At 53.2% G+C, this 14,403-nt stretch carries 9 protein-coding genes and 8 tRNA genes; 15 read left to right on the forward strand and 2 right to left on the reverse strand.

The genetic code is table 11. The annotated features are described in order from the left end of the window. From KQX66_RS36005 to KQX66_RS36040, 8 genes are all read left to right on the forward strand, one after another. Nucleotides 1-76, forward strand: a tRNA-Thr gene (locus KQX66_RS36005). Between the two features lie 15 nt (nucleotides 77-91). Beyond that, nucleotides 92-166, forward strand: a tRNA-Gln gene (locus tag KQX66_RS36010). A 5-nt stretch (nucleotides 167-171) separates the two neighbouring features. Then, nucleotides 172-244, forward strand: a tRNA-Lys gene (locus tag KQX66_RS36015). A 50-nt stretch (nucleotides 245-294) separates the two neighbouring features. Then, a tRNA-Leu gene (locus tag KQX66_RS36020) sits at nucleotides 295-377 on the forward strand. A 5-nt stretch (nucleotides 378-382) separates the two neighbouring features. Next, nucleotides 383-457: transfer RNA gene (locus tag KQX66_RS36025), tRNA-Gly, on the forward strand. A gap of 12 nt (nucleotides 458-469) precedes the next feature. Then, nucleotides 470-546, forward strand: a tRNA-Arg gene (locus KQX66_RS36030). 23 nt (nucleotides 547-569) lie between these two features. Next, nucleotides 570-646 (forward strand) — tRNA-Pro (locus KQX66_RS36035). Between the two features lie 27 nt (nucleotides 647-673). Beyond that, nucleotides 674-744: transfer RNA gene (locus tag KQX66_RS36040), tRNA-Gly, on the forward strand. Between the two features lie 73 nt (nucleotides 745-817). On the opposite strand, the gene KQX66_RS36045 is transcribed toward KQX66_RS36040, so the two are convergent. Further along, nucleotides 818-1,636, reverse strand: coding sequence for an SDR family oxidoreductase (locus tag KQX66_RS36045; RefSeq protein ID WP_216798333.1), 819 nt, complete (start codon nucleotides 1,634-1,636; stop codon nucleotides 818-820). 41 nt (nucleotides 1,637-1,677) lie between these two features. After that, a complete protein-coding gene (locus KQX66_RS36050) occupies nucleotides 1,678-3,423 on the reverse strand; it encodes an alpha-glycosidase (RefSeq protein ID WP_216798334.1) in 1,746 nt (581 codons plus the stop codon). 418 nt (nucleotides 3,424-3,841) lie between these two features. Here KQX66_RS36050 and ppc point away from each other — a divergent pair, with 418 nt between their 5' ends. The 7 genes from ppc to glmS all read left to right on the forward strand — a co-directional run bounded on the left by ppc (nucleotide 3,842) and on the right by glmS (nucleotide 14,249). Then, nucleotides 3,842-6,631 carry a phosphoenolpyruvate carboxylase gene (gene ppc / locus KQX66_RS36055; protein WP_216798335.1) on the forward strand — a complete coding sequence of 930 codons (2,790 nt, stop codon included), beginning with the start codon at nucleotides 3,842-3,844 and terminating at the stop codon, nucleotides 6,629-6,631. A gap of 350 nt (nucleotides 6,632-6,981) precedes the next feature. Continuing rightward, nucleotides 6,982-7,548, forward strand: a complete 567-nt coding sequence (gene sigW, locus KQX66_RS36060; RefSeq protein ID WP_216798336.1) for an RNA polymerase sigma factor SigW — start codon at nucleotides 6,982-6,984, stop codon at nucleotides 7,546-7,548. An 83-nt stretch (nucleotides 7,549-7,631) separates the two neighbouring features. Beyond that, nucleotides 7,632-8,243 carry a zf-HC2 domain-containing protein gene (locus KQX66_RS36065; RefSeq protein WP_216798337.1) on the forward strand — a complete coding sequence of 204 codons (612 nt, stop codon included), beginning with the start codon at nucleotides 7,632-7,634 and terminating at the stop codon, nucleotides 8,241-8,243. 139 nt (nucleotides 8,244-8,382) lie between these two features. Beyond that, a complete protein-coding gene (gene cdaA, locus KQX66_RS36070; RefSeq protein WP_127463107.1) occupies nucleotides 8,383-9,189 on the forward strand; it encodes a diadenylate cyclase CdaA in 807 nt (268 codons plus the stop codon). Between the two features lie 2 nt (nucleotides 9,190-9,191). Continuing rightward, on the forward strand, nucleotides 9,192-10,466 hold the full coding sequence (locus KQX66_RS36075) for a CdaR family protein (protein ID WP_216798338.1): 1,275 nt from the start codon (nucleotides 9,192-9,194) through the stop codon (nucleotides 10,464-10,466). A gap of 89 nt (nucleotides 10,467-10,555) precedes the next feature. Then, nucleotides 10,556-11,896: a phosphoglucosamine mutase gene (gene glmM / locus KQX66_RS36080; RefSeq protein ID WP_216798339.1), complete on the forward strand. Its 1,341-nt coding sequence runs from the start codon at nucleotides 10,556-10,558 to the stop codon at nucleotides 11,894-11,896. Nucleotides 11,897-12,419: 523 nt separating this feature from the next. Further along, nucleotides 12,420-14,249: a glutamine--fructose-6-phosphate transaminase (isomerizing) gene (gene glmS / locus KQX66_RS36085; protein ID WP_216798340.1), complete on the forward strand. Its 1,830-nt coding sequence runs from the start codon at nucleotides 12,420-12,422 to the stop codon at nucleotides 14,247-14,249. Nucleotides 14,250-14,403 lie beyond the last annotated feature (154 nt).

Below are 14,403 nucleotides of genomic sequence, written 5' to 3' on the forward strand. Positions count from 1 at the left end.
GCCGCTGTAGCTCAATTGGTAGAGCAACTGACTTGTAATCAGTAGGTTGGGGGTTCAAGTCCTCTCGGCGGCACCAGCAACAACATCTTATTGGGGATTAGCCAAGCGGTAAGGCAACGGACTTTGACTCCGTCATGCCTAGGTTCGAATCCTAGATCCCCAGCCATGCATGAGCCATTAGCTCAGTTGGTAGAGCACCTGACTTTTAATCAGGGTGTCGTAGGTTCGAGTCCTACATGGCTCACTTTCTTTCTCTTCAGCTGCGAAGAGTATATTTGAAACATTGCAGCGTAGGCGCGTATGGCGGAATTGGCAGACGCACCAGACTTAGGATCTGGCGGGAGACCGTGGGGGTTCAAGTCCCTCTACGCGCACCATAGTTGCGGAAGTGGCTCAGGGGTAGAGCATCGCCTTGCCAAGGCGAGGGTCGCGGGTTCGAATCCCGTCTTCCGCTCCATAATTACAGTTTGTGCCCTTAGCTCAGCCGGATAGAGCGTTTGACTACGAATCAAAAGGTCGGGAGTTCGAATCTCTCAGGGCACGCCATTTCAAATATTCGTTTTACATTTCGGGACGTAGCTCAGCTTGGTAGAGCACCTGGTTTGGGACCAGGGGGTCGCATGTTCAAATCGTGTCGTCCCGACCACTAATTTTTTACTAATTTGGTTTTTATGCGGGTGTAGTTCAATGGTAGAACTCCAGCCTTCCAAGCTGGTAGCGTGGGTTCGATTCCCATCACCCGCTTATTGTAAAGAACCGTGCTAGAGCATATTGCTTTAGCACGGTTTTTCTTTTTTTAGACGACGTCCCCGCCGCATCATCCCCGCAGCAGAGATTCGGCGCCGTCAATATAAATCTCGGTACCGGTAATATGCGACGAATCGTCTGAAGCAAGAAAGAGAATGAGTTGACCGACTTGTTCGGCTGAGCCGGGGGCTTGCTTTAACGGATGATCCCCTTTCGGGAACTCGACGGGGATACGAATATTTTCTATTTCCGGACGCCGGTATGTGTTCTCCTCGATCCTGGTTTCAATCGCTCCCGGACAAATCGCATTGACTCGAATACGGTATTGGGCGAGCTCGAGCGCGGCCATTTTCATAAAAGCGACCTGCCCGGCTTTGGTGGTGCTGTAGGCACTGAATCCGAAGTTGGAAAAGACACGATTGCCGTTAATAGAACTCGTAATAATGATACTTCCCCCGTCTTCCTTCAGATGCGGAATCGCATATTTTACGGTAAGAAATGTTCCCTTTAAGTTAATGTCGTGCACTTGCTCCCAATCGGACACTTCCATATGCTCAATAGGCGTAAGCACTCCGTTGATTCCTGCATTCGCCACAACGATGTCCAGCCGGCCGAACCGATCCACGGTTTGGCTTATGGCTGATTGAATTTCATCGGGGATTGAAATGTCCGCTTTGATGGAAAGAGCTTCGCCATGCGTTTTCTCAATATGCCGCTGAACCTCGTCGAGCTCCTTTTGATCGCGTCCAACCAATCCTACTTTGGCTCCATAGGAGGCGAGAAGCAGAGCTGCCGCTTTGCCGATTCCTGAACCGCCGCCCGTAACGAGCGCAACTTTATTGCGCATCCGTTGATCTCCGCTTGCATTTTCTCCATAGGGTCGATGCATGTTAATTCCTCCTTTAAGCTTTTAGGGACAGTGCGTGTTTTTTAAAGAAAACGATACAAAATACGATAGCCGAGCGGGTCCAGCTTAATGTTCATCATACCGTCCTCCGGAACTACGGTTTCCCCGGAAAGCGCATCTTTCCAATCATCGGTTTCCATCGGATGCGACAGAACGGTTTCTTCTTCGGTATTGTTCATCCAGACGGTAAAGTGCATATGGCTGTTCAGCCGCTCGTAAATAATCCGCGGATCGCCGGGCTCGGCTTTGAGAAAGCGAAAGCTTCCTGATCTAAGCACATCGTAATCTTTGCGAAGCGCAATGAGCAGCCGGTAAAAATCGTACAGCTCGTTATCCTGCTTATCCGGATCCCACTCCATGCACTTGCGGCAGTCCGGATCGGGTCCTCCGGTTAACCCGACTTCGTCTCCATAGTAAATACACGGCGTGCCCATATACGTAAGCAGGAACACGACGCACAATTTGACCCTGCGCTTGTCTTCGCCGACACAAGTAAGCACGCGCGGCGTATCGTGGCTGCAGAGCAGGTTAAAAATAACCTCGTTCGTCTGCTGAGGATAACGCATGAGCAAAAAGCCCATACTGTTGGCGAACGTATACCCGTCCATGGCGGATTGCGAGAAAAACTCGAGCACTTTGCTGGAGAAAGGGTAGTTCATCACGGAGTCGAATTGGTCGCCGAGCAGCCATTTCATCGAATCGTTCCACACTTCTCCAACGATGTAAGCGTCCGGATTGGCGGCTTTCACGACTTTACGGAAGTCGCGCCAAAAATGATGGTCGATCTCGCTGGCTACGTCGAGCCTCCAGCCGTCGATTTGGATCTCTTTGATCCAATACTCGGCTACGTCCAATAAATATTGCTTCACTCGGGGATTGGCCGTATTGAACTTGGGCATGTGCGGGAAGAAGCCGAACGTATCGTACGTGGGAATTCCGTCCCGAACGGCCAAGGGATATTCGCGTACGTGGAACCAGTCTGCATATTCTGATTTTTCGCCGTGACGGACAACATCCTGGAACAAGGGGAAATGCTCGCTGCAGTGATTGAACACGGCATCCAGCATGACACGGATACTTCGGGCATGACAGGCGTCGACCAATTGTTTCAACGTTTCGTTGCTGCCGAACTGCGGATCGACTTTTTTATAATCGAGCGTGTCATATTTATGGTTGGAGGGAGAATGAAAGACCGGCGTTAAATAAATGGCGTTGACGCCCAAATTTTCAATGTAATCCAGATGATCGATTATACCTTGCAGGTCGCCACCGAACGAATTGTCATTGGTCGGCTGGCCACCCCACGGCTCCGTAGGGTCAGGGTCGTTCGACGAATCTCCGTTGGCGAAGCGTTCGGGAATGATCTGGTAAAAGATCGCGGACTTGGCCCATTCCGGTGCGGCATACATATCGACCTCGTGGATATAGGGAAAATCATAATAGCCGCCAGGCGGCGCAGGTTGTTCATCATGGATGCCCGACTCCGTCATCCATACGCTCTCCGAACCCGCACTCATGCGGAATCCGTACGAGACCCGGCCATACTTTGGTTTGACACTTGCCTCCCAGTAATCGAAATAAGCGTCCGAAGCGGTTTTCTTCATCGGATATTCCTCGTAGGTCCGATCCCAGTCGTACTTGTCTCCGGTGACCGCCAAGATGTCCATCACATCATCCCGTTTCGTGCGGACGCGCAGATGAATGGTATGTTTGTCGTATGCATAAGCCCAGTTGCTTTGGGACACATGATAAAAGCACTCCCGAAGCATAGCGTCACTTCCTTCTTCACATCATTGGACTAGCCTATCCTCCTATTAACCGGACGCCGCCCCAGCTAAACAAAGCTTTTTGTAAAGAATAGGGAGAGCTGAACGATGTTTCGACAGATATTGTTAACCGATGCAATTCGTTAAAATATTGCGACAGCTCTACAGGTTTGTTATCATCATATATAATACCGATCGGGGTTTTCTGCTTTTAACGTTATACTGGTGCAATGTTTGTTCGACAGCCGGAAGGCCGGTTACAAGCTACTTGCCGTAAGTTGGAAACGACATACCGCTTCTATGCGATCAATCCTATAAATTTAAAGGTTTTTTTCGCTTTACCGCATAAATGGACTACATGGTTGCCTAAGGTTGTGCTAAAATAGGGGTTATGATCTTGGCTTAGGGATGGAGGAGAACCATGTCGGATTCAGTCAGTTTGATCAACAAAAACACGTCCAACAATTTGCTTCGCCGCGATGTTCGGTTTTTGGGGCATATTTTGGGTGAGGTGCTGGTTCATCAGGGCGGCAATACACTGTTTACCATCGTAGAGAAAATAAGAGAGATGAGTAAATCGCTGCGCGCCCAGTTTACGCCGGAAATGTATGAGGAATTTAAGGATACGATAAACGGCTTGGCTCCGGAGATTCGCCATCAGGTCATCCGCGCATTTGCCGTTTATTTTCAATTGATTAACATCGCGGAGCAGAATCACCGGATTCGGCGCAAACGCGATTATGAGCGTACCGCGGGAGAAAACGTGCAGCCGGGTTCGATCGAGGACGCAGTCCGCAAGCTGAAAACGCTTGGTACGCCTGCGGCAGAGGTCCGGGATATGATCGAGGGCATCTCGTTGGAGCTCGTGATGACGGCGCATCCGACGGAAGCGACCCGCCGCGCGGTGCTTGATATCCATCAGCGGATTGCAGCGGACGTGATGGAGCTGGACAACCCGAGCTTGACGTTCCGCGAGCGCGAGCAACTGCGTGAGAAGCTGCTGGGCGAGGTCATCACCCTCTGGCAGACGGACGAGCTGCGCGACCGGAAGCCGACCGTCGGTGACGAGGTCAAGAATGGATTGTATTATTTTGATGAAACGCTGTTCGATGTGCTCCCTCAAGTGTATCAGGAGCTGGAACGATGTCTGCACAAGTATTACCCGGAGGAGTCCTGGCACGTGCCGACGTTCCTGAAGTTCGGGTCGTGGATTGGCGGAGACCGCGATGGTAACCCTTCGGTTACCTCCACTGTGACGTGGGAGACGCTTACCATGCACCGGGAGCTCGCGCTGCAGAAGTATGAGGAGCTGCTGACGGATTTGCTGAAGCATATGAGTTTTAGCAAAAATATCGTCGAAGTGACGCAGGAGCTGCTGGATTCCATCCAGCACGACCGGGACATGATCGAACTGCCGTCCGACGAAGTATTGCCTAACGAAAAAGAGCCCTACCGCATCAAAGTCCGGTATATGGTCGAGAAAGTTCGCAATACGGCTAAACCGAACGTGTCCGAAGGCAAAAAATATAATAATCCTCAGCAATTCAAGGAAGATTTGCTGATTATCGAGCGCAGCTTGCGTAATCATTATGCCGATTTCATCGCCGATGCCTATGTGCAAAAGCTGATTCGCCAAGTGGAGCTGTTCGGCTTCCATCTGGCTTCGCTGGACGTCAGACAGCATAGTAAAGAGCACGAAGCCGCAATGACGGAAATTTTGGCTAAGATGAGTATCTGTTCCGATTACGGCGCGCTTCCGGAAGACCAAAAGATCAAGCTGCTGACCGATATTTTGAACGATCCGCGGCCGATTACTTCGCCTTACCTGCATTATTCCGAGTCTACGCAGGAATGCCTGGACGTGTACCGCGTCATCCAAAAGGCACAGCAGGAATTCGGCAGAAGCTGTATCACCAGCTATCTGATCAGTATGACGCAAGGAGCCAGCGATCTGCTTGAGGTGCTGGTATTCGGTAAAGAAGCGGGCTTGTATCTGCACGAGCCGGACGGCTCCGTCACCTGCACGCTGCAGTCCGTACCGCTCTTCGAGACGATTGACGACTTGCATGCGGCTCCGGAGATTATGACGACACTGTTCCAAATTCCGGCTTACCGGAACAGCTTGAACAGCACGAATCAGCTTCAGGAAATTATGCTTGGATACTCTGACAGCAACAAAGACGGCGGTGTGATTACCGCTAACTGGGAGCTGCGGGTCGCGCTGCGCAGCATTACGGCGGCGGCAAAGCCGTTCGACGTGAAGCTGAAGTTTTTCCACGGGCGCGGAGGCGCGCTTGGCCGCGGCGGCATGCCGCTCAACCGGAGCATTCTGGCTCAACCGGCCGATACGGTAGGCGGTGGGATCAAAATCACGGAGCAAGGCGAAGTGCTGTCCTCCCGTTATTCCATGAAGGGGATCGCCTACCGGAGCTTGGAGCAAGCGACATCCGCACTGATCAAAAGCGCGCTGTGGGCACGGAACCCGCAAGCCGATCCATCCGAGCCGGGCTGGGAAACGATTATGCGCGACATTTCCGAGCAGGCGCAGCAGAAGTATCAGGATCTGATTTTCCGCGATCCGGACTTCCTGACCTTCTTCAAGCAGTCCACACCGCTGCCGGAGATCGGGGAACTCAATATCGGCTCCCGGCCGTCCAAGCGGAAAAATAGCGACCGTTTCGAAGACCTTCGGGCCATCCCGTGGGTGTTCGCTTGGACGCAAAGCCGTTATTTGCTGCCAGCTTGGTATGCTTCGGGCTACGGGCTGTACAGCTTCTACCAAGGGAATCCGGAAAACCTGCGCATCCTGCAGGAGATGTACAACAACTGGGCGTTCTTCCGTTCGCTCATTGACAACTTGCAGATGGCGCTCGCGAAGGCCGATCTGCTGATCGCTAAAGAATACGGCAGCATGATCGAGGATCAGTCGATTGCCGAGCGGATCATCCGGATGATCGAAGAAGAGTACGAACGAACGTCGGACCTGATTCTGAAAATTACCGGCCAGCAGGAAATTTTGGACAATGTTCCGGTTATTCAAGAATCGATCCGTCTGCGCAATCCGTACGTCGATCCGCTGAGCTATATGCAGGTTCAGCTCCTCTCAGAGCTTCGTCCGCTGCGCGACCAGGGAGGCGACGATTCGCTTCTGCTCCGCGAAGTGCTGCTTACGATTAACGGCATTGCCGCTGGACTTCGCAATACGGGCTGAGGCCTATCAACCAGCGAACCGAAAGCCGGGAGCTTGGCTTATGCCGAGCCGCCCGGTTTTTCTCATGTTTGGTTTCATTAGGCAGGTCGGGGGCCGAAACCAAGTAGCGTCATTTCTCGTAAAAATTTATAAATAAATCGCAGAATGGCGACTCTGTTGAAACGCGATACGGAGGGGAGCGGCGCACAATTTCTTTTGGGAAGAGACTGTACAGGCGGTGCAGTCATTTGGTATTCTTTTACTAGTAAACGGAACGGTGATCGAAGAAAGGTCAGGCGTTGTCCGGAAGAATCCGAATTTGACCGTTGGCAAGCCAAGCGGATCCAAGCTCGGAGGTTGGAGGTAGGTCGGTGAATCAAATGGACACCCGGCTCGCCAAGCTCGCCCGGAGCGGGGATCGAGCGGCTTTTGCCGAATTGGTGGAGCTGTACAAGGATAAAATTTACCATCTCGCCTATCGTATGCTGCATAACCGTCATGAGGCGGAGGAGATCGTGCAGGAGACGTTTTTGCGGGTGTACACGAATTTGGACCGTTACGACGAGCAGCAGAAGTTCTCGACCTGGATATACCGGATCGGGACGAACCTGTGCATTGACCGGCTCCGCAAGCGGAAGATCAACTATTCGCTTGATGCCGAGATGAGCGACGGGGAAGGCAGCGACTGGTATTCCGCCCTGCCAAGCCGCGAAGAAACGCCGGACAACCAGGTGGTGCTGTCGGAAACGCAGGATCAGATTCGCGAATCGATCAAGACGCTGCCGGAGAAATACCGGGCGGTCGTAATTTTGCGGTATCTTCAGGACTTGTCGCTTCAGGAAATCAGCGATGTGCTGTCGATGCCGGTAACGACAATTAAAACCAGATTGCACCGGGGCAGGGAATTTTTGCGTAAAAAATTAGAGCAGGTTTTATAGTTGTTTTTTGAAACATCTCTTGGCTTCGAACGTATTGTATGGCACAACTTGATTTAATGGACAGAAGAAAGGAGTGGCTCAGGATGAATTGTGAGGAAGCCCTCCCTTTGCTGCATGAATATTTGGACGGGAGCTTGGAAGGAAGGGAAGCGGCAACGCTCAAAGAGCATTTGCTTGTTTGCCCGGAATGCCGCAAGCGCCTGCAGCAGTTTGAAAAAGTGGAAGCGCTGATACATGCTTGGCCGCCGCAGAAGGTTCCTGAGGGCCTGACGGAGCGGATCATGCAGGCGCTGCCACCGGTCAAACGGCAAAATCCATGGTACCGGTGGATCCGTAAGCATCCGGCGGCCTCGGTGGCGGCGGTCTTTTTTCTTGTGATGCTGTCGACCTTCGTTTCCTCATGGAACGATGATCGCGAATTGCTCGTGAAGGGAAATGACCTGCAGTCGGTCGTTATTAAAGGAGATACGGTCTATGTGCCGGCAGGCAGCAAAGTGGCAGGAGATTTAACGGTAGAGAACGGAAAACTGCAGGTGGACGGCGACATCGTGGGCAACATTACGGTCATTGACGGATCGGTTCAGCTGGCCTCGACGGCGCATATTTCCGGGCATATTCAACAAATCGACGAAGCCTTCAGCTGGCTTTGGTACAAGATGAATCGGTGGGCTGGAACGATTTCAGGAATGAAATAGGCCAAGCGACCCAATTTTTAAAATCCTCCCTTACGCGTGGTAGAAAGGGAGGGTTTTTTGTTGCAAATATGGTATGATCTAAGGAAGGGGAACACAATAAGGGAACCGATATGACGGAGGCAGGCTTGGGGGCAACGCGATGGATTGGATTACGGAAATCGATATCAAAGATATTATTGATATATTGATTGTCAGCTACGTCATTTATAAATTGATTTTGGTGGTCCGGGGAACCCGCGCCATCCAATTGCTCAAAGGCATTTTTGTCGTTGTCGTCACTTGGGCGCTCAGCTCATGGTTTAAGCTGAATACGCTGCAGTGGATGATGAATCAAATGTTCACCTTTGGACTCGTCGGGGTCTTTATCATCTTCCAGCCGGAGCTGCGCAGGGCGCTGGAGCAGCTTGGACGCGGCAAGCTGTTCAGCCGGACGACCGTCGAGGAAGATACGGAAGTGAACCGCCGGATCAACGAGGTGCTGAAGGCCGTTACCTATATGGCCCGGCGCAAAATCGGGGCGCTGATCGTATTCGAGCGGGATACGGGACTTACCGACTATATCGAGTCGGGCATCGCGATCGAATCGCAGATCAGCTCGGAGCTGCTGATTAACATCTTCGTGCCGAACACGCCGCTTCATGACGGAGCGGTTATTCTGAGGAAGCATCAGCTGATGGCGGCCGGCTGCTATTTGCCGCTGTCCGAAAATCCTTTTATCAGTAAGGAGCTCGGGACGAGGCACCGGGCGGCGATCGGGATGAGCGAGGTGTCGGATGCGATGTGCGTCATTGTGTCCGAGGAGACGGGAGCTGTCTCGCTCGCGATGAACGGCCATATTTTGCGGGATGTGAAAGAGGATGCTTTGTTGGCCAAGCTGTTCGAGGAATTGAAACCGAAAGCGAAGACGAAGGAAAAACGCTCCATTTGGAAATGGAGGCGACGCTAGATATGGATCAATGGCTGCGCAACACGAACGTCGTAAAGGTTATTGCGCTGATTATAGGAATCTTGCTCTGGGCGGTCGTCCGCGCGGACAATGCCCCGATCGCGGGAACGAGCGGAGCGGGTATTTTGGAGGAAAAAATCGGGAATGTCGCGGTGACGCCGAAGTATGATACGGACCAATTTTATGTCGTACAGGTTGATCCTGCCCAGGTGACGCTAAGCCTAACGGGCAGGGATTCCGCCCTAAAAAAGGTCATGAACTCGGGGACCTATTCGGTGGAGCTGGATCTGACCAAGGTAGGTAAAGGGGAGTATCTGCTTCCGGTTAATCCTGTAGGCTTTCCGTCGAATGTGACCGTAAAAGCAACGCCGGCCAATGTCCGGGTCGTGATCGACGATAAGAAAAATAAATCGATGCCGGTTACCGTCAATGTGACGGGAATCCCTGCTGTCGGGTTGAAAGCCGGGCAGCCGGTCGCGAAGCCGAAGCAGGTTACCGTATCCGTCCCGAGCCGCATCTACGATGAAGTGGAATCGGTTCGCGCGGACGTCAATGTAGAGAAGGCGTCATCGCCGGTTTCCAGCAAGGTGAAGCTGGTGGCCTATAACAAGGACGGCAAGCCGATTGAAACTGCCGTGATCAATCCGGCCGTGGTAGAGGTCGAAGTGCCCATCACCAGCCCGTTCACGCTCGTGCCGCTTCAGGTGAAGCTCGTGGGCGAACCGCCTCGGGGCTACGCCGTAGCTTCCGTCCGGCAGAGTACGGATAAAGTCACGGTATTCGGTCCGCAAAATGTGCTGGACCGGTTGGAGTTTTACGAAGGACCACAGGTGGATCTGGGCGACCTGAAAGAAGATAAGGAGTTCACTCTGCCTATTCCGCCTCGAAATAACGTTAAGCAGCTTGACCCGGATAAGGTGACGGTGAACGTCACGATCGTGCCTTCGGTAACGAAGACGCTCGAGGCGATCCCGCTGTCGATTATCGGGCAAAACGACGGCTTTGATACGAAAGTCGTGCTTCCGGAGTCGGGGCAGCTGAACCTGACCGTCGAAGGTGCGCAAGAGCTGATTGATAAACTGAAGCCGCAGGATGTTCAAGGGATTCTCGATGTGAGCAATTTACCGCCCGGCAAGCATGAGGTGCCGGTGACCTGGAACTTGCCGACGTTCGTGAAGAAGGGGCCGCAGCAGGATTTCAAAGCGACGGTAGAGATCAGCGCGAAGCCCGGCAAGCAGCCGGAAACGCCACCTGCTGCGCCGCCTGCCGCGCACTAGGACTGGCTAAGATTTGACCGTTTAGGATGAATCGGTGATAATGGGAAGTAGTTTGTTGACATAAGGCACTGCAAGGGGAGAGAGATTCGATGGGGAAATATTTTGGTACGGACGGTGTCCGCGGAGTTGCGAACCAAGGGTTAACCCCGGAGCTCGCATACAAAATCGGCCGCTGCGGCGGCTACGTCTTGGCAGGTAAAGTGGAGAAGCCGAATGTCGTGATCGGTCGCGACACGCGGGTGTCCGGTCCGATGCTGGAGGCGGCGCTGGTCGCAGGTCTGCTGTCTATCGGCGCCAATGTTATCCGGCTCGGCGTGCTGAGCACACCTGGCGTGGCTTATTTGACACGCGAGCTGAAGGCGGACGCCGGTGTTATGATTTCGGCGAGCCACAATCCGGTGGAGGATAACGGAATCAAGTTTTTTGGCGCGGACGGCTTCAAGCTGTCCGATGAGACGGAGCTCGAGATCGAGCGGCTGATGGATGCGGCAAACGACGAGCTGCCGCGGCCGACCGGCGGAGCGATCGGCAATGTGATCGACAATGAAGAAGCGAAATTCCAATATTTGAGCTATATTCAGTCGACGGTAACGTCTTCTTTCAAGGGCTACCGTATCGCATTGGATTGCGCCAACGGCGCGGCTTACGAGCTGGCGCCCAAAGTGTTCGAAGCGCTTGGCGCGGAAGTGATCACGATGGGGGCGGAGCCGAACGGACGCAATATCAACGACCACTGCGGATCGACGCATCCCGAAGATCTGCGGAAGCTGGTGGTTGAGAAGCAGGCGCATATCGGACTTGCTTTCGACGGGGATGCGGATCGACTGATTGCGATTGACGAGAACGGCGAAGAGGTGGATGGCGATTTCATCCTGAGCATCTGCGGTCATGCGATGAATCAGGCCGGCAAGCTGCGCGGCTCGACGATCGTGACGACCGTCATGAGCAATATCGGGTTCTTCAAAGGCATCGAAGCGGTAGGTCTGAAGGCGGCGAAGACCGCGGTAGGCGACCGTTACGTGATGGAAGAAATGCGCAAAGGCGGATACAATCTGGGCGGCGAGCAGTCCGGCCATGTCATTTTCCTCGACCACATTACGACGGGGGATGGCATTTTGACGGCGCTGCAGCTTATGGATACGTTGGTGAAGTCCGGCAAAAGCCTGGGCGAGATGAAGAGCATCATGCGCAAATATCCGCAAACGCTCGTGAACGTGCGTGTGGCAGATAAAAGCAAGCTCAACAACAATCCTGTTGTCGAAGCTGTTATTCGTCAAGTCGAAGACGAGCTGGGCGACAATGGCCGGGTATTGGTGCGTCCTTCCGGGACGGAATCGCTGATCCGCGTCATGGCCGAAGGACCGGACAAAGACCGGGTCGAAGCTTACGTGCAGCAGATCGCCGATGTGATTCAGCGCGAGCTGGTGTAGCCGGGTTAACGCGGGAGAAGGAACGTAGCTCGGGCCGCTCCCGGTGACGCGGAATTCGGGGTCCCGGACGCTGGAAAGGCATCCGGGATTTTCGCTTCGTGCATGGCGGAAATGAAAGCCGATGAAAATACAGGTTGCGCTTTTGGGTCAAAATGAATAAGATGGGTATAGTATCTTACTCTAAACGGAAAGGTGGGGCGGGGTTACTTAGCAAGACAAGCGCCAGGACTGGATGGCTTATCCGGGGCTGCTTGATTTTCTGCGCATTCGGTCACAGGGTCTGTCGCCGCGGGAAGCGGTGGGTACGGACTCCACTATCTCTTAGACAACGCAGGAAGCGGGTATCTCAGGTTGGCATCCAGTTGACGAGGTGAAGGTGTTCGAAACATTCGGCGGGGACCTTCCGGCCATCGATCCAGCCGTATCGTCAAAACTGAAAACGTCCGGGCGACCGGGCCGACAAAGTTTTTGACGGGATCCTACGAAATTTTACTTTCTTTGACAATCAGGAGGTCCTGAACATATGTGCGGTATCGTCGGTTATGTGGGAAAACGAAATTCCCAAGATATATTGATTGACGGCTTGAAAAAACTGGAGTACCGTGGGTACGACTCGGCTGGCGTAGCCGTGTATACGACCGATGGTCTGCAGGTGAAAAAGTCGAAAGGCCGTCTGGCCGTATTGGAATCGAAGCTCGGCGAGAAGCCGCTTAGCGGAACGATCGGGATCGGTCATACGCGCTGGGCAACGCACGGCAAGCCGTCGGATGAGAATTCGCATCCGCATACGGATAATTCGTTTAAATTTTCCGTCGTACACAACGGCATTATTGAGAATTACATTTCGCTCAAGGAAGAATTGATCGAGCAAGGCCATGTATTCGTTTCGGAGACGGATACGGAAGTTATTTCCCACTTAATCGCAAGCTTGTACGAAGGCGATATCGTGAAAGCGGTACAGAAGGCGGTTTCGCGCATGAAGGGCGCATTCGCGCTGGGCGTATTGACCGAATATGAACCGGATAAGCTCGTGGCGGTTCGGTTGTCCAGCCCGCTCATTATCGGTGTCGGCGAAGGCGAGAACTTCATCGGCTCGGACATTCCGGCGATCCTCGAATATACGCGAAACGTGTATATTTTGAACGACGGCGAGATGGCCGCTTTGACGCGTGACGGTGTCGAATTAATGACATTGGAGGGGAATTTTATTTCCCGGGAATTATTCCATGTCGATTGGGATATCGTTACGGCGGAAAAAGCCGGATTCGATCATTTCATGCTGAAAGAAATTCATGAGCAGCCGAAGGCTTATCGTGATACGATGGGCGCCCGCTTGGATGAAAGCGGCAAGAAGGTCGTGCTGAATGAAGTAGGCATGACGCCGGAGCAAATCCGCGCTATTCGACAAGTCCACATCGTGGCTTGCGGTACGGCTTATCACGCGGGTCTGGTCGGAAAATCGGTGATCGAGAAGCTGGCACGGATTCCGGTAGAAACCGATGTCGCTTCGGAATACCGTTACCGTGCTCCGATTATTACACCAGAGACGCTTGTCATCGTCGTGAGCCAATCCGGCGAGACGGCGGACACGCTGGCTGCACTTCGTGAAGCAAAACGATGCGGCGCGCGTGTGTTAGCTATTACGAACGTGGTCGGCAGCTCGGTCGCCCGGGAAGCGGACGATGTAATCGTCACGTGGGCTGGCCCTGAGATTGCTGTAGCCTCTACGAAGGCATATACGTCGCAGTTGATCGCCTTTTACCTGTTCGGGCTGTATTTGGCCCAGACGCTCGGCACGGCGGACGAGGCTTACATTGCCGAGGTCGCTGCAGGCTTGCAGGAACTGCCGGAAAAGGTCGAGAGCATTTTGGCTCAAGCCGATACGATCAAAGCGATTGCCGAGCAAGTGTCCACGCATGACAATCTGTTCTTCATCGGCCGCGGATTGGATTATGCTGTGGCCTTGGAAGGCTCCTTGAAGCTGAAGGAAATTTCTTACATTCACTCCGAGGCATACGCTGCCGGTGAGCTTAAGCACGGAACGCTGGCGCTCATCGAGGAAGGCATCCCGGTAATCGCCCTGGCGACCCAGGACGACCTCTTCGAGAAAACGGTCAGCAACATCAAGGAAGTCAAAGCGCGCGGCGCGCACGTATTCGGCATCCATGCCGAAGGCGACGCCGAGCTTGCCAAGGTCGTCGACCATACGTTCGCGATCCCGGCAACGCTGCCGCTGTTGACCCCGGCGCTGTCCGTTGTGCCGCTGCAGTTGCTCGCGTATTATGCTTCGCTGGCCCGCGGCAACGATGTCGACAAGCCGCGGAACTTGGCGAAGAGCGTGACGGTGGAGTAGTTCGAGATCTTGGTTGAGAAAAACTTATTTAGGGATCTACATATTATGCATAACTAATATGTAGGTCCCTTTTTTTTCTACAGCGGAATAACCAGCATACTATGTTTGTTTTCAAGCTCCCGAAGGTAAGCTAGAGGATTTCTTCTAAACCTTC

The organism is Paenibacillus oleatilyticus (assembly GCF_018998565.1).
GTDB classification, from domain to species: domain Bacteria; phylum Bacillota; class Bacilli; order Paenibacillales; family NBRC-103111; genus Paenibacillus_G; species Paenibacillus_G oleatilyticus.

Excerpts from the sequence above, each read along its gene's own strand:
- KQX66_RS36050 (WP_216798334.1), bottom strand. The coding sequence starts at position 3,423 with ATGCTTCGGGAGTGCTTTTATCATGTGTCCCAAAGCAACTGGGCTTAT.
- glmS (WP_216798340.1), top strand. The coding sequence starts at position 12,420 with ATGTGCGGTATCGTCGGTTATGTGGGAAAACGAAATTCCCAAGATATA.
- cdaA (WP_127463107.1), top strand. The coding sequence starts at position 8,383 with ATGGATTGGATTACGGAAATCGATATCAAAGATATTATTGATATATTG.
- KQX66_RS36065 (WP_216798337.1), top strand. The coding sequence starts at position 7,632 with ATGAATTGTGAGGAAGCCCTCCCTTTGCTGCATGAATATTTGGACGGG.
- KQX66_RS36075 (WP_216798338.1), top strand. The coding sequence starts at position 9,192 with ATGGATCAATGGCTGCGCAACACGAACGTCGTAAAGGTTATTGCGCTG.
- glmM (WP_216798339.1), top strand. The coding sequence starts at position 10,556 with ATGGGGAAATATTTTGGTACGGACGGTGTCCGCGGAGTTGCGAACCAA.
- KQX66_RS36045 (WP_216798333.1), bottom strand. The coding sequence starts at position 1,636 with ATGCATCGACCCTATGGAGAAAATGCAAGCGGAGATCAACGGATGCGC.
- ppc (WP_216798335.1), top strand. The coding sequence starts at position 3,842 with ATGTCGGATTCAGTCAGTTTGATCAACAAAAACACGTCCAACAATTTG.